Annotated in this window: 11 protein-coding genes; 1 reads left to right on the forward strand and 10 read right to left on the reverse strand. The window is 55.3% G+C overall.

The window, feature by feature from the left end; all coding sequences use genetic code 11:
• Window positions 1-168: 168 nt before the first annotated feature.
• Genes J7M22_15290 through J7M22_15335 form a run of 10 tightly spaced genes read right to left on the reverse strand, consistent with a single transcriptional unit; the run spans window position 169 to window position 16,122 of the window.
• Window positions 169-3,786, reverse strand: coding sequence for a hypothetical protein (locus J7M22_15290; protein MCD6507971.1), 3,618 nt, complete (start codon window positions 3,784-3,786; stop codon window positions 169-171).
• Window positions 3,773-4,972, reverse strand: a complete 1,200-nt coding sequence (locus J7M22_15295) for a DegT/DnrJ/EryC1/StrS family aminotransferase (GenBank protein MCD6507972.1) — start codon at window positions 4,970-4,972, stop codon at window positions 3,773-3,775. Before J7M22_15295 ends, J7M22_15290 begins: the two co-directional genes overlap by 14 nt.
• Window positions 4,973-5,032: 60 nt before the next feature.
• Window positions 5,033-5,179 (reverse strand): hypothetical protein, encoded by a 147-nt coding sequence (locus tag J7M22_15300; protein MCD6507973.1) that lies wholly within the window; start codon window positions 5,177-5,179, stop codon window positions 5,033-5,035.
• A gap of 13 nt (window positions 5,180-5,192) precedes the next feature.
• Window positions 5,193-6,491: a PQQ-binding-like beta-propeller repeat protein gene (locus tag J7M22_15305; protein ID MCD6507974.1), complete on the reverse strand. Its 1,299-nt coding sequence runs from the start codon at window positions 6,489-6,491 to the stop codon at window positions 5,193-5,195.
• Window positions 6,488-7,477, reverse strand: a complete 990-nt coding sequence (locus J7M22_15310; protein MCD6507975.1) for a 4Fe-4S binding protein — start codon at window positions 7,475-7,477, stop codon at window positions 6,488-6,490. Before J7M22_15310 ends, J7M22_15305 begins: the two co-directional genes overlap by 4 nt.
• A 5-nt stretch (window positions 7,478-7,482) precedes the next feature.
• Window positions 7,483-8,550, reverse strand: a complete 1,068-nt coding sequence (locus J7M22_15315) for an ABC transporter ATP-binding protein (GenBank protein MCD6507976.1) — start codon at window positions 8,548-8,550, stop codon at window positions 7,483-7,485.
• 33 nt (window positions 8,551-8,583) lie between these two features.
• Window positions 8,584-9,804: an ABC transporter permease gene (locus J7M22_15320; protein ID MCD6507977.1), complete on the reverse strand. Its 1,221-nt coding sequence runs from the start codon at window positions 9,802-9,804 to the stop codon at window positions 8,584-8,586.
• Window positions 9,788-10,597 carry a substrate-binding domain-containing protein gene (locus J7M22_15325; GenBank protein MCD6507978.1) on the reverse strand — a complete coding sequence of 270 codons (810 nt, stop codon included), beginning with the start codon at window positions 10,595-10,597 and terminating at the stop codon, window positions 9,788-9,790. Before J7M22_15325 ends, J7M22_15320 begins: the two co-directional genes overlap by 17 nt.
• A 1-nt stretch (window position 10,598) precedes the next feature.
• Window positions 10,599-11,555 carry a tungstate ABC transporter substrate-binding protein WtpA gene (gene wtpA / locus J7M22_15330; protein MCD6507979.1) on the reverse strand — a complete coding sequence of 319 codons (957 nt, stop codon included), beginning with the start codon at window positions 11,553-11,555 and terminating at the stop codon, window positions 10,599-10,601.
• Between the two features lies 1 nt (window position 11,556).
• A complete protein-coding gene (locus J7M22_15335) occupies window positions 11,557-16,122 on the reverse strand; it encodes a hypothetical protein (protein MCD6507980.1) in 4,566 nt (1,521 codons plus the stop codon).
• 540 nt (window positions 16,123-16,662) lie between these two features.
• Here J7M22_15335 and J7M22_15340 point away from each other — a divergent pair.
• Entirely contained in the window at window positions 16,663-17,202 is a 540-nt protein-coding gene (locus tag J7M22_15340; protein MCD6507981.1) for a hypothetical protein, read from the forward strand.
• Window positions 17,203-17,300: the final 98 nt, after the last annotated feature.

Genomic DNA, 17,300 nt, shown 5'->3' on the forward strand with positions numbered 1-17,300 from the left:
AGTGGAGGGTTTTTCGAGAGAGCTTCGGATCTCTCATGGGTGAAGTGTGTCGTTTCTTTTCCCATCTAGATCTCCATTCTCACCCTCCGATTTACCATCCTGTTTCATTATTTTTTTGACAGTACCCAAGTGGAGCGATGAGGCCACTATGAACATCGAACAGGGGTTTTACCACGGGCGTTTCATGAGGGAAAGGGAGAGAAGCTCCGCCGCCTCCCTGGGTTGAAGATCACCGGGGGCGATGAGGCCGATCCACGAGAGCAACTCGATCCTCCGGTCGATAACCGCTCCGGCTTTGACCTCGAACCTCAAGACGGCGGCGTCCCCCTCGAAACTCCACTCCGGGCTCATCTTCGCACCATCCGGGGGGAGGGCGAGCCCGACGAAAACTTTACGACCGTCGAAGGCGTAGACCCCGGGAGACCCCTCGACCTCGAAGGTCCCACGCTTTAAAGCCCCTTTAAGCGTTATCCGAAGGACCTCCCCGTTTTCGGAGTGGGGAAGCACCTTTATAACGCCGTCTGCGGGCGTTATCTCCCACCTGCACCGCATCGCCGTCCCCTCGGGAAGTTTAAACACCCTTCCCTCAAATGAGACGTCGAGCTTCTTCCGGAAATAACCCCACCACCTCGTCATCGGACAGACGATATCGCAGAAGACCGGTCCACGTCGGGCGACCACCGCACTTTTCACGGCCGCCTTTGATTCCCAACCTTCCCTGAGACCCTCGATGAGGAGCGTGAGACCCGCTCGAACGCCGTTCTCCCACCTCCCCGAGAAAGGCTCGCCGCGAAGTAACATCGTCATGAGGAGACCGCCGTCCTGGCTCGCCATGAGCACCCTCTCGTCGCCTTTGACGATCTCGAACTCGTCCGAAAGCCAGCCCTTTTGAACCGGGTTTCGGACGTCGAACGAGCTCCACTTTCCGGGGGCGGATGGTTTCAACGTGAAAGTCTTCTCCCCCTTCGGCGGAAGCTTGCAGATCCACGAGGTCCTGAACCTCCGGGGTTTCTCGTCGTCGAACTCGGCGTCGGAGATCTGCCCCGGAAGCGATCCCCCTCGATACAGAAGCTCGACCACAGGCCCCGGCCACGAAGGGGGATGAGGGAGATCTGTCTCAGCGATGGAGGTCCGTTCGAAGTCTAACGTGTTTTTGACCTCGAACCTGAGCGGACCTGACTTCCCGTTCAGCATCGAGCGGGTTCTCCGGAATAGGAGTGTGACCTCGGCGGGAAGGGACGCCTCAAAGGACAGGACCTTCCTATCATCGTCGTAGCGGAAGGGGATGGATTTGCCGTTAACGAGAACCTTTCTTGGTTTGGAGAGCGCTTTCACATAGACGGTCCTCCTTCCCCGCCCGCCGAGGAAGAAATGGAGCGCCCGTGATTCGGGGAACCATTCGGCACCTTCGATGAAATATCGTCCCCTGATGAGCGGCCAGGCCTCGGCGGGGGATGAGAGGATCGCCGCAACGTCCCACGGTTTCAGGAACCTTTGGGGCAGAGCCGCCCTCCTCAGCATTGAGAGCAGCTTCCGGGGCGGCTCAGACCTGAGGATCGAAAGCGAGATCACGTGTAGATCGGCGTGTTGAGGTCTATCAAAATTTCCCTTAGGAGGGCCTTCGAACCAGTTTTTGCCGTGGATCTCAGGTAGCTTCCGCTCCTCCACCTCACGGAACTCCTCAGGCGAGAAACGGATGAATGAGGCTATCAGATCGGGCCATGCGGGGAAGAGGTGGTAGGTTATGCCCCACATCCACTGGCTCAACCTCAACGGATGTGTCCCATCCTCACCCCATCCGGTGAGCAACGCCTCGTCCGCCTCCTCGGAGGGCGTCCAGTTGAGATCACATGTCCAGCGCCAGAAAAGCTCCTTATACGATAGGTAGAGATAACGGAGCGCCGAGGGAACACACCCTTTCGCCAGGATGTAAAGCGCCCTCTTATGTTCCTCCTCCTCGCCCATGATCTTCGTGATGACGGCATATGCGGAGACGCCGCTGTATCCCGCGCTCATCGGGTCTATCCCCGAGCCGAGCTGATTTCCGGTCCCGTCCGATGAGGTCCACATCGTAGCCCAGTCGTGGACTGTGGCGAAGAAATCGAACGCTCCCTTGACGTAATCCCAGTAGCGGCGGATGGTCCCCGTGTCGCCGGTGTATGCGAGATACGCCGCGACGCCGCAGAGCACAAGCCCGTTCGCCCACTCGGTCTCGAACTTCTGAAACGGCTTCCCAACAGCGTGGATGAGCCACCTGTAGCCGAAGTTCGGGTCATGGTAATGTGTCCATTTCCAATCTGTAAAGACATATGCCCCGAAGGTCTTTTTGGCGTCTTCGATCAATCTATGTCTTGCGTGTTTGTCGAGGATGGGGAAGGCGAGGAAGTTGGATGCGATCCTCCAGCTCGTCCCGCAGGCGTCCCAGTGATGTCCGAAAGGGCGGTTGTAAACCTCAGAGGATATCCTCATCTTGAGCCCATCGAGAAGTCCTGGAACGTTCACGGCGGGGAACTCGCCCCACGGCGGGATCGGGAGGGAGTAGCTCACCTCGGATGATGCTGGCCTGGCGGTGTAGGGTCCGAAGAACGTGGGGAGATCGAACGTCTCAACCCCGTCGCAGAACTCGATAGGATACCCGCATCCTTTTGCGAGCGAGAGGATCGGCGGAAGGGGGGCGAGCCTCAGAGGTTCCAGGTCGAAATCGCCCTCCATCACCTCGAACTCGTATCGATCGCGGATCTCGACCTTATCGTTTAAGACCTTGAACTCCTCACGGCATGCGATGGGAAACGCCCTCAACGCCCTCGTCCAGAAACGGATTCGATCGAGAACCCTTTGGGGGAGAACATCGGGCGGCGGGGAGCTTCGCACCCTCTCAAGCCGATCGAAGAAAGCGGCGTTCCAATCCCTGCCCCTCCGATGGTCGTCGTCTGATGAGAAATCCGTACCGTAAAACGGCATGAGGGCGCCCCTTCCCACCCCATCGGGACGAACTACCTCAAGCCCTTCACCGTCCCATTTGACCTCATGAGGTCTCTTCTCAAGCGCGAGGAGAAGGGGCGTTGATTCGGGCTTTTCGGGCGAACCTCCGCACCAGAGGAGAAGCCAGGGTTCAGAAAGCTCGTCTTGTAAGCTCACGATCTTAACAGGCTTTGAAAGATCGAAGATCCGAACCCCCTCACGGAGAGGGGCGGCGGCGAACTTGAAGAAAGCCTCATGAGCCGTGATCTCCTTGGAAGTCGCCTCCGCCCTGCCCGAAACGGGGAGATCCGAGCAACGAAGCGAAAGGGACGGACCTTTGACCCGAAGCAGCAGCGCCGGGGAGAGGACGGAGGCTACGATATCGAGGGAATTGCGTCCCAAACGGGTTTCAAAATCGATGGAGAGCTCGAGTGTAGTCCAGCTCACCTTCCAGGACTTGCCCCCGACTTTCGCCCCTTTCGGAATCCAGGAGACCCGGAGCAGGTAGAGCGGCCCGACGTCCCATCCGTCGTGGTGAACCCTGAAAGAGGCTGTGCCCAGGCGCATGTCCGCCCAATCGGCCGAGAAACAGAGCCACCAGGTCGCCTCACCCCGCCCTTTCTTCCCCGGCTCATATGGGCGGCGCATGCTCTCAAGCGGTTTCCTCTTAAAACCTAAAACCCTTTCCTTCCCTACCCCCCATACTTTCGGGACGATTTCAAAGCCGTATCTCCCGAGCCTGCCGACCAACTCCGCTTCCGAGTGGAGCGAAAGCAGGACGATCGACAGGATAACGCCCCAGAGCTTCATCTTAGAGGAGCTCATCGGCGTTCTCCCTTATCTTGGCTATAGCCTCCGCTATATCGTCCATATCCTCCTTTGAACTCAAAAACAGGTTTTGTGGCAGGCTCACGAGCTCATCCGGAGCCCTCTCGGCTACGGGGCAGATCTCCGGGAACCTCTCCCAGTCCTCCTTTGAAGGGCGCAACGCCCTGTAGAGGGGAGGATCTATCCCTCCGCATGGGATCCCCTCGGCGTTTAAAGCCTCCCTGAACCTGCCTATCGGAACGCCCTTGAAGGCTTCCGGGTCGTATCTGAAGAGATAAGGCCAGGGCTGGTGTTCCGTAAGCCTGGGATCGGGTTTCACGGGCTTTATCCCTTCGATCCCCTCAAGTTTCCCCGACAGATACTCGCTGTTGTTTTTCCTCCTCTCCCTCTGCTCTTTGAGCCTTTCAAGCTGGCAGAGGAGTATCGCCGATTGAAACTCCGTGAGCCTGTAGTTGTAGTAGTTCGTGACCCCTTCGGAGTAGGCGTCGCCTTCACGGGTTCTGCCGCAATCCTTTATGCTACGACACCTTTCAAACAGTTTCCTATCGTTCGTCGTTATCATGCCTCCCTCGCCGCAGGTCATGAACTTCCCCCGTTGGAAGCTGAAGCAGCCCATATCCCCCAATGAGCCGACGGATCTATCCTTCCACCTGAAGCCATGTGCCCTGGCGCAGTCCTCTATCAGGAGAATGTTATGTTTCCTCGTTACCTCCAGGAGTTTGTCCATATCGGAGGATGTCCCGAAGTTATGGACGGTGATCACGGCTTTGGTTTTTGAGGTTATAAGGCTCTCAAGCTTTTCGGCGTCGAGACAGTAGCTTTCCGGATGGACGTCGCAGAAGACGAGCTCCGCTCCGGTCATCAGCGCGGCGCTCCCGGTAGCCAGCCAGGTTATGGCCGGGACGATCACCTCATCCCCTTCTCCCACTCCCGCTGCAAGCAGGGCGACGTGCAACGCCGCCGTTCCGGTTGAGACGGCCACCCCATACCTGCAATCGTGGAAGCTTGCGAATTTCTCCTCTATCTCCTCCTCCTTGGGGTTGCTTCGCCCGACACCTCCTCCCCACATCCGTTCCTCCAGCGCCTCCTTCAGCGCCTTAAGCTCGCATTCATCGCATATCGGCCATGAGGGCCAACCTTTCTCCCTAACGGGCTTACCTCCCTTAAGCGCTAATTTCGCCATATCAAACACCTCCCTATTTTCCTTAAAGTTCGCCAAGCTTAGTATATATCACGGTGAGCTTCACATCAAGCCATGTTTTCCTCGTTCCCTCATGCCGATGCCCACCCGAGTCACCGAAGCCGTTTTGATATCTCCCCAGATGATCGGAAGGTTGCCTGAGGGGTCAACTGCGACTATGCCCAGCACCGACCCCAACCCTTTTTCCATAATTTTCTTGCCCCTACGGTTGACTCATGAGGTCGGTGAAAGCGTAAAGCTTGCCGTCATATGATGGGAAAAGAAGGAGGGGAACCCCTTTGGAGGCGAGAAGTATGGGGGACGACCAGAGGTTTTCACCTCTCGTCTCGTAAGGCCAAACTCTTCCTCCGCCTTTATAGCTCCAGATCAGTTTTCCGCTTCCCCCATCGAGGGCGTAAATTTTGTCGTCGAGTGAGCTGATGAAGACCACCACCCTACCCTTGATCCTCCCTAAAACCGGTGAAGCGGTGATGTATTTGCCGGTTTTATACCGCCACAACCTCCGTCCCGTTTTACCGTCCACGGCGTGAACCGCCCGATCGTAAGAGCCGAAAAACACCATCGTTCTGCCTTTCACAACCCCCACAGCTGGGGTTGAATCTATGGCGTGCCCCGCTCTGTAGCTCCAGATCAACCCGCCGTTCTCAGCGTCCAAAGCGCAGAGCGTCCCGAACCTCGTCCCCACTAACACCACCCTTCTCCCCCCTATTTCAGCTACGGTCGGGGAGGATCGGATCTCCGATCCGGTCGTGAACCTCCATATCTCCTCCCCCGTCTCACCTCTCAGGCAGTAAAGGTTGCCGTCAGCCGAGCTGATGAAGATGAAAGGTGAACCTCCCATCGAAACGTAAGCGGGGGATGAAAGGTAGGTCGATGAGAGAACCCTGCTCCACAACTTCTCACCGTTCGATGCGTCCAGAACGAAAAGCTCGCCTCTCTGAAACCCCTTAACCGGTCTGCGATCCGAGTTCCATATACCGAAGATGAGGACGGTTCTCCCTCCGATCTCACCCGTGACGGGGGATGAAACCACCGCTTCACATATCGTGTAGCTCCAAGGCTGCGTCTCGTAGCACCACTTCCTTACCCCGTCCCTAGCCCCTACGGCGTAAACGGTTCTGTCAGACGAGACGACGAATAGGGTGGGTTCCCCTTTGACCCATGCGAAGGCGGGGGCGAAGTTCAACGAACCGCCGGTGGTGAACTCCCAAACCTCCTTGCCGCTTAAAGCGTCGATGCAATACAGGTTGCGATCGTAAGCGCCGACGAAGATGAGAACCCTCCCGTCCACCTCAGCCGCTACAGGTGAAGTGGACCAGACGTTCGTCCCCCTCGTGTATCTCCACACATGTTTCCCCAGATCGAAACTCCACAGAAGCCGAAGATCGCCTGAGGAGAACTCCACATCGGCGAACCCGATATGACAGGGGTTCCCGCCGAACGTGTGCCAACCGGTCGGATCGACCGTTAAAATGAGCAATAGGAGAGCCAAGAGGCTCATCTCATCTCGATCCTACCGACACACCCCTTGAGACATCTGCCGCAATATATGCAGCTTGAGAGGTTAAGTTTGCCCTCCTCGATCGCCCCCACAGGGCAGACCTCATCGCATCTACCACACCTTTCACACTTCCCTCCGCTTCTGAATTTGAGAGCAGAGAACCTTGAGGTAAGTGACAGAAGTGTACCCAGAGGACAGATATATCGACACCAAGCCATCGGGATAAGTAACGAGACGGTCAGCACGACGAATAAAGCGAGCAGTGAAGAGTAATCGAGCTCACCTCCGTAAAGCACACACCACGGGTTTGTGACGAAAACCCTCACGAACACCAGGAAGATCCAAACGCCCAGAAGCGGATACCTCACCTTCACCAAACGTTCAGCCCATCTCTTGCTCACCAGGACGAAAGGCAGGAGACACAAAAGGAATATACTGAAACAGGCGGCGACGTTCTCGGTGAAAAAATCGGTGGAGGGTTTGAAAAATACCAACATCCGAAACGCAGCAAAGGAGATGAGAGCCAAAAGGATCAGATCGAAAATCCTCGCCGCCCTCCCATAACCGAGAACCCTCCTCTTGAGGAGGGCGATCCTCCCCACACCTTCCTGAAGCAGACCCAGAGGGCAGACCCATCCACAGAAAGCACGACCGATGCTCAGCGAGAAACCGATCACCGGGATGAAGATACACAGTTGACCGAACGCCCTCAGATCGTCACGACCTATCTCGCTTATGCCCGACATAGCATCCCGGATCATACAGAGACACCGATGGAGGAAGATGATGAAAAAGAAAGCCGAGGCGATCCTTAACCCCCATCTCCCTCTCTCCTCCCTCCCGAACTTGAGGAGGAACAGAGCTGAAAGTGAGAGGAATAGGAAGATGAGGAGAAACGGCGTGGCGTCTATCCAACTGCCCGCCACAGGGATAAGAGGTCTGACGACGATCTTACGGCCGATCAGGTTGAATATCCTCTCCCACATTCTCTCTAACCCTCATCCTCCTCCAGAACGCATACCGATTCCGATCTGAAACCCAGCCGCACCCTGCTTCCGATCGAGATGGGAAGTCGGAGGAACTCCCCACGATACAGGTGTGATATAAACCTCACCCCTTGGACGTCGAGGATGACCCTCACGAACATCCCCCTATCGGATATCTCCCGCACGATCCCCTCGAACTCGTTCTCCAGGTTCAACGGCGAGGCCGATACCTTCACCTCCTCCGGTCTTACACAGATGCTCACCGGATCGATCCTTCCGTCCAGATGTGCCTTGATCTTGATACTATCACCCACCCTCACCAGGTGGAACCCACCCTCCTCACCCTCATATCTCCCTCTGAACAGGTTCTCGGCGCCGAGGAACTTAGCGATGAACGTGGTGGAGGGACGTTCGAATATTCTATCGGGCTCATCCACCTGAATCAGTCTTCCGTTGTTCATCACCCCTATCCTATCGGCGAGCGCCCTCGCCTCGGAGTAATCGTGGGTCACGTGTATGACGGTGATGTTGAAGCTTCTGTTTATCTCCTTTAACATCCTGAAGACCTGCTCTCTGGAGCTGTAATCGAGAGAGTGTAAAGGCTCGTCCAGCAACATCACCTCCGGCTCAGGTGCCAAAGCCCTGGCGAGGGCGACCTTCTGTTTCTCACCCCCGCTCAGCGAGCCGATCTCCTCCCTCTCAAGCAGATCCTCTATCCCCAGAGCCGAGACCACTTCCATCATCCTCCTCTCCCTCTCCTTCTTCGGGTATCCTCTCGCCTTCAGACCGTAAAGGATGTTCTCGCTCACGGGGAGATGTGGGAAGAGCCCGTATTCCTGATAAACGAACCCGACGTTCCTCCTCTCAGGCGGGATGCGTGTCACCTCTCTACCGTTTATCCATATCTCACCCTCTTCTGGGAACCAGAACCCGGCTATCGTCTCCAACAGCAGCGTCTTACCCGCCCCGCACGGTCCCAGAAGAACGAAATACTCACCCCGTTCCACCTTTAAGGTTATCCCTTTGAGGGAGAAGCTCCCCCATCTCCTCCGAACACCTCTCAGCTCGATCATCACTCTAAACCTGTCCGAAAAATCTAAAGGTTCTCAAAAACGGGAAAATCTGAAAACAGGGATCATCCCGACGTGTTGTTCCCTTATCCACCTCAAAAGTATAAAGATCCAGAGGCAGATTATGAGGAAGAGGATCGCCACAGGTTGAGCCTCCGATAGACCGTATTGGGTGAACACGTCGTAGGTGAAGGTTGAGATGGTGAAAGGGTGATAAGCCAGAACCATTAAGCTCCCCATCTCCGATAAAGCCCTCGACCAGGTCATGACACACCCCTCAAATATAGCGGGAGCTGCCAGGGGAAGTGAAACCTTGAAGAACGTCTTTAAAGGAGATGCTCCCAGACTGCGGCTGATCTTCTCTAACTTCGGATCGACCGAATGGAACCCGTTCATGGCGCTGAAAACCAGATAGGGCGAGCTGACGTAAACCTGAGCGGCTACTATGCCGAAATAACTGCCGGCGATGCTCACGCCGAACGTCCTCCTTATGAACTCCCCAACGGGCGCCTTGGGTCCCAACATCACCAACAAAGCTATGCCGACGATGGTGTGGGGGGTGAGAATCGGTATGGAGAGCAACGATTCAACCGCTCTTCTCCCCCTGAACCCCATCCTCACCATCGAGTATGCAAGCGGAACCCCGAAAAGAAGGGAGATCAAAGTGGTGACGGTGGCTGTCGCCAGGCTCGTATACAGAGCTCCCCGAAACTTCTCCTGATTCAACGTGGCGGCTAAGGTCTGAGGGGAACTTTGAAACAACAGATAAAGCAGCGGAAAAAGGATGAAGGAGAGTAAGATAAAACCGATGAGAAAGGCGACGAGGTGAAACCGAACCCGTTCTCTCCCCACACCCAACAGAACGGAATAAAGCAAGCTGAGAACGATCAAGCTTTGAATCCAATATGGCGTCAGGAAGAGAACCGACAGGACGAAGATAGCCAGGTATCCTATGAGCCTTGGTAAACGGAATGAAGCGGCATACAGGATCACCAGCAGCGGGAAGAGCAACGGTCTGTCGGCGTAAACCACCAATAGCACAAACATCGACAGATACCCCGCCAGGTAGATCGACCACTTGAACCTTTTTAATCTGCTCGACCAGATGAACCCGTGAGCCAGGAAGAACAGGTTGGCGCACAGATGAACCAGGTTCATCCCCCAGTCCATCAGGTGTGGGTAGACCAACAGGTGGATCGCCAGGAGAAATGTGAAAGCCGCAGATACGGTGTATCCGAGTTTACCTCTTCCCCACATATCGCTTAAGCTCTTTAGGTAGTTTCGAGCCGCCTTTCGCCAGCGGCGGCGATATCGGCTGATACCCCTCCTCCTTTAATACCCTTCTGCCTTCCTCGCCCAGAAACAGCTGGAGGAACATAATGGCGTGTCTCAGGTGGGGGGCGCCCCTGGGGATCGTGACCGCATATGTTATCTCACAAGGCAGCTCGACATATCTCAGCCGATGCCTCTTAGCCGTCGAGAGGCGAGTGAAGATATAGTCGAGCTTCCTCTCCTCCAGAAGTTTCAGGAGCTCATCGGTGCTCCGATATACTCCTCCCGGAGGGGAGTTGGTCTTCCACACCAGAGCCGCCCCCCTACCTGAGGGGTCGTCCGGGTCAAGTCGCCCCACCCTCACATCATCTCTCGACAAAACCTCACGCCAGTTTCCAGAGTTGATCTCATCCGCATATCTGCTTTTGTCGGTGAACGCAATCGTTATCCTATCGACGGCGAACTTCACATACCACTCCGCGTAGCTCGGCATCAGGAGTTTCCTTCGCATCAGCATCTTCTCGATCAGCTTTGGATCGGATAGAGCTACCAGATCGACCTCCCTTTTGAGATCGATCACCTTACACACCACCCCCAACGGTTTAGAGGGCTCGGCGTCAATCTTTATCCTCGGATAAACCTTCTCGAACCTCCTCATCAGTTTCTCCATCGCTCCTTTAAGCGCCTCGTCGTAGAAGATCACCAGCCTCTCCTCATCCCAGCTGCAGGCGAGGATGAACGGTATCAAGAGTAGGGCAACCCACCCCTTCGATCTCATCTTACTCACCCCTGACGTATTTTCTCAGCCGAGGCGGCATCTTGGAGATCCCGACGGCGACGGCGGGGTGTATGGGTGGTTGACCGTTTTTATCCATTATACTTCTCCCCTCGTCGCTCAGCATCAGCTCGACAAACTGGACGGCGAGATCGAAATGAGGGGCGCCTTTGGGGATCGTCACCCCGTAAACTATAGGTGTCCCTTCGACCGTGATGAACTCGCCCGGTCGTTTCCCGGTTATCTTCACCTTCGCCTGGGCGTAGAACTCCTCCATATCCGGATCGCTCAGGTCTATCTCCCTGGGCAGCTCCACGTATTTCAACCTGTGCTGTTTGGCCACCGAGAGGTATTCGAAGGCGTAGTCCAGATCGAGGGATTCCAACTGTGGAAGGAGCTCTACCGATCCCTGCCTTATGTTGCTCGGAGGACAGTTTTCCATCAAACTTTTATAGATGCTCTTTCTCCCAAGCTTATCCTTGTAGTAGATATCAGCCAGTTGCCACACCATCAACGTTCTGTAGCCGCACGGGTCCATGTTCGGATCGGATCTGCCGAACCTCACGTCTTTTCTCGATAGTATCTCATACCAGTTTTCGGAGTTTATCCTGTCGCCGTATCTGCTCCTTTCGGTGTAAGCTATCACCATCCGGTTCCCGGCGAACTTCACATACCAGTCGGCGTGATCGGGCATCAGTATATGTTTGATCACCCTGTAGTCGGCGACCGCCACCACGTCAGCCTCCCTTCCGAGCTCGGAAACTTTCCTCGCCGCCACCAGGCTCCCCGAAGCTTCCCTCTGGATCTCCACGTTCGGATGGCGTTTCTTGAAGGCGGCTGACAGATCCTCCATCGGTTTCGAGAGGCTTCCGGCGTGGAAGATGATCAACTTCTCTTCCTCACCACATCCAACTATCAGCAAAATGCAGATCAGAAACGAAACTAAGCTCAACCTCGCCATCTCACTCCCCCACTATGTGTAGGAACCGGAACCTGGGATCGGTCACCCAAGTTTTGAACCTCGGATCATCATACCAACCTAGATAGTTGTCCTCGACGGCATCTGTGAACTGGTGTTCGATGATCCTATCGCCTATCAAGGTTATCGAGCCGCCCACAGCTCCTTCCCGGTTGAACCTGACCTTAACCCACTTTCCATCCGTCAGGAAACCCACGCCGGCGAACAGATCGTCCACCGAAGGCTCCACCTCGATCTTTCCATCTCCCACATACATCAGCACCAGATACTCCAGCCTCCTCACCGAGGAAGTGTGATGTATCTCCAGAACCTTTTGATGTTTCGTCCTCCCGTCGAACAGGAACCAGCTGTAGGAGATGCTGAAGGGAGGTGTCTTGGTGTATTTACCGTTCGGTTTCGACGGGTCATAGCTCTTCAGCTGGGGGTTTTCGGGCAGTATCACCCATCCGAGCATCCTCTCCGAGCCGCTCTTGACGGTGAACCGGTTTCCCTCCGTCTCCAACTCCTCTCCGACGGCAGCCACCCAGTATCCCCTCTCTCCTTTTGGTCCCAGAACCACCCGATCGTATACGATCACGACGTCCGGTTTGACGAACACCACCTGTCTGTAGACCTCCTCCGCCAGACCGAGATCCCAGGAGTTAGTGGCGTCTCCGGCGACATAATCGAACTCCGGTCTCGTCTCATATGCGATTATCTGCCCCTCCTTGATGAAGAGCGATTCGGTATGACCGTGCAGGTCGATCCCTCCGCCCCATCCACCTTCTGCGGGGGCATATCCGACGAGCCTCCTCTCCCTCGTGATATATCTGAACGTGGGATCGGAGAACCTGTTTATGACCACATATTCCTCGGCTCTCGGATGTCTCAGGTTTTCACCCCATCTCCTCAACCAGTCGGACGGCTCGATCACCACCACGTTTCCCCAGCTTTTCCCCGGGTTAGGGTTGCCGTCGTCCCCATAGGATGAAGCTGTTCCCAGCAGGAACTCGCCCCCTTTGATGATCATCAGGTGTGTCGGTTGATGTCGGTAGACGTGATCCCTCAATCCGCACCTGAAGATCACCTCGGTGGCGGTGGGGCTCCAGTCGGATCGCATCACCAGATCTCCCTCACCGTCGAAAAGCAGGGTGGGCGGCATCTCATCCAGAGCCACCTCAGGCGTTTCCGGCTCATACCACCCCAGAGCCAGCGCAATGGGAACTACGAACGCCATCGGCACGGTCGTCGAAGCCGCCTCCTTGAACTTCAACAGCCCCTCCACCTCCTCAGAGGAGAGCTCCGGTCTCTCCAGCTCCATTATCAGCTTCTCCCACCTGTATTTCCATTTCTCAAACGGATGTCCGCTAAGCGTTCCCTCCAACCACCTCATCGGCTCGCCTAGAGGACCGACCGGACCGAACATCCTCCTCTTATCGTTTATCGGTCGGATCAGCTCCGAGTGGGTGAGGAAGGCGTAGACCATCTTTTTCCTGTGCAGCTTACGTTCGCCGAACACGTTGCTCAGGTAAAGGAAAGAGTATCCGTAGCCGGCATGTGGGCAGTGACACCCTGTCCTCTCGTTGAGCCATCTTCGTCCGCCCCGCTTGCCCTGATGTGTTGTGAAATACCTCTCTACGTTCGAGAGCCACATCCCTATGTGCCAGAGCAAAGCCCTTTCCCTAACCGTAAGGGGTTCCTCGATGGATGCCAACGTCCATGGGAAAACGTTCATGTCGCCTAAGTGTCCGTTGAAGAACCGGCGCAGTTTCGCCACCTCCTCATCCGCCTCGCCGGGGATAGCCGCCGCCATGTCGAAGAGAGCGGCCACCGCCCCGGGGAAGAAAGGTCCGTGATGGTGAAAGGTGCAGTATCCATCCGTTCGGGCGTCCTTGAGGACCCCCTTTATCCTCGACTTGAAATACTCCCTCAGCTGTGGATCATCGGCGAACATCGCACCGAACTGAACCGCCAACATCCGCCATCCCAACTCATACCTCCTCCATCCGCCCTGAGACGGCAGTTTGCGCTGCCCCTCGGGGAGCTTCGGGACGAAGGTCGATCTGGCTATCCCCGCCGGGAGGAAACCATCCCTCTCACACTCTCTCCTCAGCCATTCGAAATACCGTTTGAACAGCCTCGGATACTTCTCGATCCTAGCTTTGATCCCAGGTATATCTTCTTTCCTGAACAACATCCTGGGATGCTCCAGCTTGGGGAGCCTGATGAACTTGTGCTCCTCGACCATCCTCCCATGGGGCGAGTTTAAGGTGACCAGTAACGTGAAGATACCCCAGCTCTTCAGGTCGAACTTTATCCTGTGCGCCCGGCTCTCCCCGGGCATCAGGGTCAGATCCATGCTCCCCGTAGCCTCCACCTCGTCCATGTAGTTTCTCACCTCGTAGTTCAGGTTTATCCCCTGAGAACTGTCCGTCAGATTCTCCAGCTCCAGCCTGAACCTGACCGGTTCCTCGTCGTAGAAGAGAGACCTGTATCTTTCGGGGATAGACTCGCTCCCCGGCGGATCGCCCACGACCTTCATCCTCACCGCTCCCTCAGCAGCCATCTCCACCTTGAGGGCGTCTATCTGGACGAACGAGCTGTATGCTTTGACCCTGATGTGGTGTTTTCCGGGCGTGAGGTGGAAGACGGGTGCGTTCCATCTCCAGAACTCATCCGTCTCGGCGATCAGGAACTGCATCTGATCGGGGGTCATCCAGATCTCCCTCCGCCACGGATACTCGGCTCCGCCGTCCAGAGAGAGGGTGATCGGTCCGGGACGGTCATACTTGCTCAGGGGAGGAAACGGTACGAGCTGAGGATCGGTCACCGAGCTGACGTCGATCCATCTCTCCTCCACCGTTTTCCCCTCACGGTCTATAAGGGCTACCTGGACAGTGAGGGAGTTATCAACCCTGAACCTCTTGTTCATCCCTCTTCCCGCTTCAAGCGATACCGATGTGCGCCTGGAGAAACGGGGCTGAACCTCAGCCGGTCCGATCTCCTTGAGTGTATCAGGTGCAAGCGCCACAGGTGAGAGGAACACAGCCAGCCTGGTCCGCAGCTCTAAGGCGATCCTGTCCGAGGGGATGAGCGGCCACCAACTGTTATTGGGAGGGGCCACCAGCTTGAGGAGGAGGGGGTTTGAGGGCAGATCGATCTCCCTCACGATCTCCAGCTTCTGGGGATCGACCTCCACCACCTTCTTCCCCTTCCAGCAGGCGATCAGAAGGGAGGAGCTGCACCCTTTGAGCCATCCGGGAGGGATGAACACCTCCAAAGCTACGGGGGTTTCGGGCAGTTTGACCTCCCCTATAATGCTCAGCTTTACCGGATCTATCGCCACCACCCTGTTACCTGAGGCGTCCGAGACGAAAAGCCTCCCCCTGGTCGGATCGGAGGCGATATCGGAGGGATACCCCCCTAGCTCTATCTTTCCGATAATCTCCCCGCTCCCCATATCGACCGCGCCGACCCTGCCGGTGGAGGGTGAGGTGAAGAACAACCTACCCGCCAAGGTGACCATCGCATCGGGACCGGGCGTGTCCTTGAGGGGGAAGGGGAACCGATCGGCGACCTTTGGCGCTTCAGTTATCGATTTGGTATCGATCTTCTTCGAAACCCTCCCTTTTTCTGTCACAGCTTCCAACTGAAGGGTGTGGGGTGAGGGCGAGGTGAACCGAGCCCAACACGGTCTGTCACGCCTGCCCACCTCCACAGATCTTCTCCTTCCAAACCCGTATTCCTCTCTATCGGGCTCGATCCTGCCGAAAGATTCCATATCGACGACGATCGGCTCGAACCACACGACCACCTGTTTCTCCTCTCCTCCGATCACCTCCACGTGCGCCACGTCCCAAGGCATAGCTGCCTCAGCCGAGACGGAGCGACTTTCCAGATCCACCAGGGCGACCTTTCTTCCTTTCAGACATCCCACATACAGGTTGCCGCCATCGAGCGCTAAGCTCCAAGGAGCCCCTTCGATCTTCACCTCCCCTGAAAGCGAGAGGTCGGAGGGGTTGAGGATCTGAATCTTATCCTCGGTCGAGTTGGCTACGTAGATCTCGTTCGATCCTACGACCAGATCGGCTACGTAACCGCCTAAGGCGACGGAGGCGATCACCTTCTCGCTCTGAGGGTCCATCGCCGACACCCTCCCGGTTTCGGGTGAGGTGAAGAACAGTATATGTTCCGTTCCCATCCGCCATCGGTCGATCACGTCCGGCCCGGGTCTATGTTCCAGCGGGTAGGGGAACCTTCTAGCTGGTCGTCTGTCGCTATGTCTCCAAAGGAGCGGCCATACCCTCAGGTGGAGGGGGCGATCCGTCTTGATAGGGAAGATCAACTCCGTTTCATCGGAGATCTTTTTCGGCTTGACGTATATCCCCCCGATCGCTGAGGGGTGGAGGATCATCTCCCACTCGCCTTTCATCCGAGCTTTTTCAGCCTCCCATGTGCCTATTTGTCCTGGCTTCGGCGGTGAGAAACCTGCCTGAACGTTCGGTATGAGGTAGATCGTTAAACTCACCGTCAAGATGAGGAGGCTGAAGAGTTTAGATCGCCTGATCATATTGAACCTCCCAAGTTCATCCCGATTATGAAGCCCTATGATGATTATAGCACTTGATCGATCCATTGTAAAACTACCTTAGCTTTCAGCGATCAGCAGTCAGCTATCAGCTGAAAGCCGAGAGCTTCTTTGTAATGCGCCCATCAGTATACAATATGGATCGGATAGCAAGATGACCTCTAGTTTTCGCTAAATTTGACAAGAGCGATTGACATGGGTGATAATTACAACGCTCATATTATCGCTGAGTGTAGCGACTTCAAAGTGGAAAACTAGAAGATAGATTTGGGCTGACAAGGAGACAAAATGAACTACGCTTAAGGAGAATATGAGCGATTGCTTTTTAGAAGGGAAGGAGATCCTGATGGCAGGTTTAGATCCAAGGATAGCATCTGCTGCTAAGAAAGGGATGTATGCTTGGATTTTTATCTCTCCTGTGATGGGGATGGTTGAAATTTCCACTTGACGAAGGGGTAATATGCTATACTTATAGCGTTAGAAGAAGCCGCGAAAGTATAGCTTCTTATTGGGAGGTCAGCTATGAGGAAGTTTGCCCTTATCACTGTGATCTGCATAACGATAGTCATATCAGGCTCTGCTTTTTCAGAGCTACCTCTTGACCATTTGGTCGCCTACTGGTCTTTCGATAAAGGTAAGGGCGGGAGCGCAAAGGATATAGTTAATGGTATCAAAGCACAGATTAAAGATGCTAATTGGGTAACAGGCAAATATGGGAAGGCTTTGGAGTTCGACGGACAAGCAAGCTTCGCTCTTGTCCCCGAGGATGTAGAAGAGCTAAAAAATTTCCCTGATGGCTTTACCCTAGAGGCATGGATAATGATTAAAGGACCCATTGATGAGTATTCCGCTGTGGTTGTAAGAAAACATCCGGAATACACACTCGAAGTCCGCAATGATATGCTCGCCAGGGCTACAGTAAATGGCATGTGGGGAGGCGAATGGCTTGTAGGCAAAACAAAACTACAGCCTGAAACCTGGTATCATCTCGCTTTAACTTGTAATGCTGACGCTCGAAGGTTATACATCTCTGGGGGATGGTTCATATCCCCCAGGAATTAAGGTAACACTTTTATCAGATCGACAAAACCCCATATCACCTTCCTCCAAGGCTGAAGGTTACAATATTCTTATCCTCTCATCATCCCCAAAGCATCAAG

Source organism: Candidatus Poribacteria bacterium (assembly GCA_021162805.1).
Taxonomy (GTDB): Bacteria; Poribacteria; WGA-4E; order B28-G17; family B28-G17; genus JAGGXZ01.